Annotated in this window: 1 protein-coding gene; it reads right to left on the reverse strand. The window is 58.1% G+C overall.

Annotation, left to right across the window (positions count from 1 at the left end; all coding sequences use genetic code 11):
• A partial coding sequence (locus Q7C33_RS28850) for a hypothetical protein (protein WP_407684589.1) occupies window positions 1-2,711 on the reverse strand: 2,711 nt, incomplete at its 3' end.
• Window positions 2,712-3,012 lie beyond the last annotated feature (301 nt).

Consider the following 3,012-nt stretch of genomic DNA (forward strand, 5'->3'; position numbering starts at 1 on the left):
GCATTGCTGGGCTGGCCTTTCACTGAGTTGATGACCGGTTTCAGAGCCGCCACCACGGTAAAGGTACGCGCATCCGACACCGGTTCGGCACCGTACTTGGCCTTGGCGGTAAAGCTGCGCCCCCCCGTCGCTACGGCGATGGCCGTGGTGGTCCAGGTGCCGCCGGTTGCAACGAAGGTACCCTTGGAGACCGTGCCCTCGAAGATCTCCACACTCATGCCCGCAGTGGCCGTGCCGCTGAGGATCACCGAGGTTTCGACGGTGTTGCCACCGTTGGGGATTTCGGCATTGCTGGGCTGGCCTTTCACTGAGTTGATGACCGGTTTCAGAGCCGCCACCACGGTAAAGGTACGCGCATCCGACACCGGTTCGGCACCGTACTTGGCCTTGGCGGTAAAGCTGCGCCCCCCCGCCGCCACGGCGATGGCCGTGGTGGTCCAGGTGCCGCCGGTTGCAACGAAGGTACCCTTGGAGACCGTGCCCTCGAAGATCTCCACGCTCATGCCCGCAGTGGCTGTGCCGCTGAGGATCACCGAGGTTTCGACGGTATCGGTACCGTGGGGGATTTCATTTCCCTTGCTGTCTTTGACCAAAGTGATGGTCGGGGTCAAGGCGACCGTCACGGTAAAGGCGCGAGCGGGCGATTCCTCTTCTCTTCCATATTTGGCCTTGGCAGTAAAACTGTGGTCACCGGTTGCCACGCTAATGGCGCCAGTGGTCCAGATACCGTCGGTGGCACTGAAGGTCCCCTTGGAGGCGGCTTTGTCGAATATCTCGACGCTGAGGTTGGCGGTCGCGGTGCCGGTGAGGATGACCGAGGTTTCTACGGTGATACCATCGTCCTCAATTTCATTGTCTTTGCTGTCCTTGACCGATGTAATGAATGGAGGCTCCATTACACCGACCAGCAACTCCAGCGTTTCGGAATAACTGTACTGGTCGCTGGCCTTGTGCTTAAGCGAGTACCGAATATTGACGATACTGTTGATATTGGCTTCGACCAGCTTCCGACTGATCCTGAAGTCCACCGGGTTGCCTGCGCTCAGGGTGGTGATAGGCACCCAGTCACTGGAGGTTCCTTCCCCCGGGTTGCCGAGCCAATAGTAGGTCAATATATCGCCGGGCTCAGTGCCCAGGTAGCTGACGTGCAAGGTTACGGGGCCGGTGACCAATTCGTAATCCAGGACATCGTCGGGGGCTTCGAGCACCTTGGGTTTGGGTAAGTTGGCCCGTATGGCCTGGACCTTGACCAGCAGGTGATCGGACTCCTTCACGCCGTAAAGCATCACATCGTCCCGGGAAACTCGATAAAACAGATCAAGACTACCGTTGTTCAGCGCAACGATATGTTCGCCGTCTACCGGTATATCGATGACTCGACCGACCTCGCCTGCCGTTACGAGATGCCCGTCTTCATGAATGTAAAAGCCGCCACTAGCCGTGGTACCTAGCCAGACCATATCGATCAGATCGCCAATGTCCATGCCCGGGTACGCTGGTATCTGCACGGTAGCCCACGCGTGGTGGGGTTCCAAGGTATCGCCGATCAGCTCGACGATCATTGGCGCGGGCAACAAAACAGGGTCACCGATGACACTGGCAAAGGCATGCTTGGACGACAGAGGTGGGTCGCCATTGGCCTTGTCCAGCTTGTACCAGACATCGCCGGAACCTAGGGCTATGGCGCGGATCTCCGCGTTGGGAATCTTGAACTCGACGATACTGGGTAGATTGTCGATCTTCATTTGTTGTGTATTGACCAAGGGACTGCCCGAATAAGGCGTCCCGGTCCAGGTCATCGTCAGCGTGTCATTCAGTGCGAAGTCGCGGCTCGAGACGAAGATCTGTATCGTTACATCCTCTTTCTCCAGAAGGTCCAGGTCGATATCGCCCTGGCTGTCGGTCTCCTTGATGATCGGCGGATCCAGGCGCGAGGCGCCCGCCTCAACCGGGACGCGGATTATTCGCGAATATCGGCTGGAGAAGTTCTGGACTTCGTCGAAGACTTCGTAATGCACCAGTAGGGCATCACTGTCGCCCCCGCCTAGAATCGTGTCCTGATCAATCAGCAGAGTCACGGGATCGGTGCCGATGGCTTCGGTCTCGGTTATTTCTCGACGGACAAAGATACTGCCCCATTTCAGTTGAATCGTGTCGCGAGCGCTGCGATTCGGATACCACTCGATCTGCAATGGCACGCCCTGGGCAGCCCATTCCGCATCAACGAGGTCGAGGTCCGGCGGCAGCACGGGTTTTTTCAGTTCCGAGTGCCCTTCAGGGTTGTTCGGTTCACGGTCGGTCCCGCCCGGCAGGTCGATCTTGACTCGCAAGCGTCGGGCGGTTGAGTCGTCGGAAACGTTCGAGCCGACGCGGCTCAGGCGATAGAACACCCGTTCGGCCCAGTCAGGGATAATGGGGGCAACCGACAGGAACAGGCCTTTAGGTTCATTGACCTCCTCGGCTAGAACGTGCCACTCCGCGACCTGGGTGGCTTCCCAGTACACCTCGATTTTGTCGCCTTCGTGCATATCTCCATAGGGATCGATTATGCACATCAGGCCCAAAGGGTGGTGCTCGAGCATTTTCTGATTGATACCACCATCGCCTCCTACGACCGGGCTGACCATGCCCACCGGAAACAGCGGACGCAAGGTCGATGTGAGGTTTCCAAGTTCGAGGGGCGGGAGCAGAAAGGGTCTGAAGGCGTTCATAGTCATGTCCTTGCCAGGCCAGTGGCTTGGGTGCGGGGGCTGAAATGCCCTTGCCCCGCGCTTCGAGTCAACTGCGTTAGGATTCGGGTCGATGGAGATCATTTGATCTCTTGGAAGGAGGACTTGGCTACTGTCAGAAATTACAGGTCAAGGCACAAAGCACCTACCATTGGTCGGCTAGCCCGTTCAACCTGTCATCTCTGACAGTAGCCAGTCTTCCCTTCACGGCGCCCAATAAACTCCACCATCAACCCCGACAGGATTACCTGCCATGCGCCGTTCCAGCCCTCCCTCCGTCCCC

The sequence above is a fragment of the Pseudomonas sp. BP11-1-1 genome (assembly GCF_052112105.1).
GTDB classification, from domain to species: Bacteria; Pseudomonadota; Gammaproteobacteria; order Pseudomonadales; family Pseudomonadaceae; genus Aquipseudomonas; species Aquipseudomonas alvandae.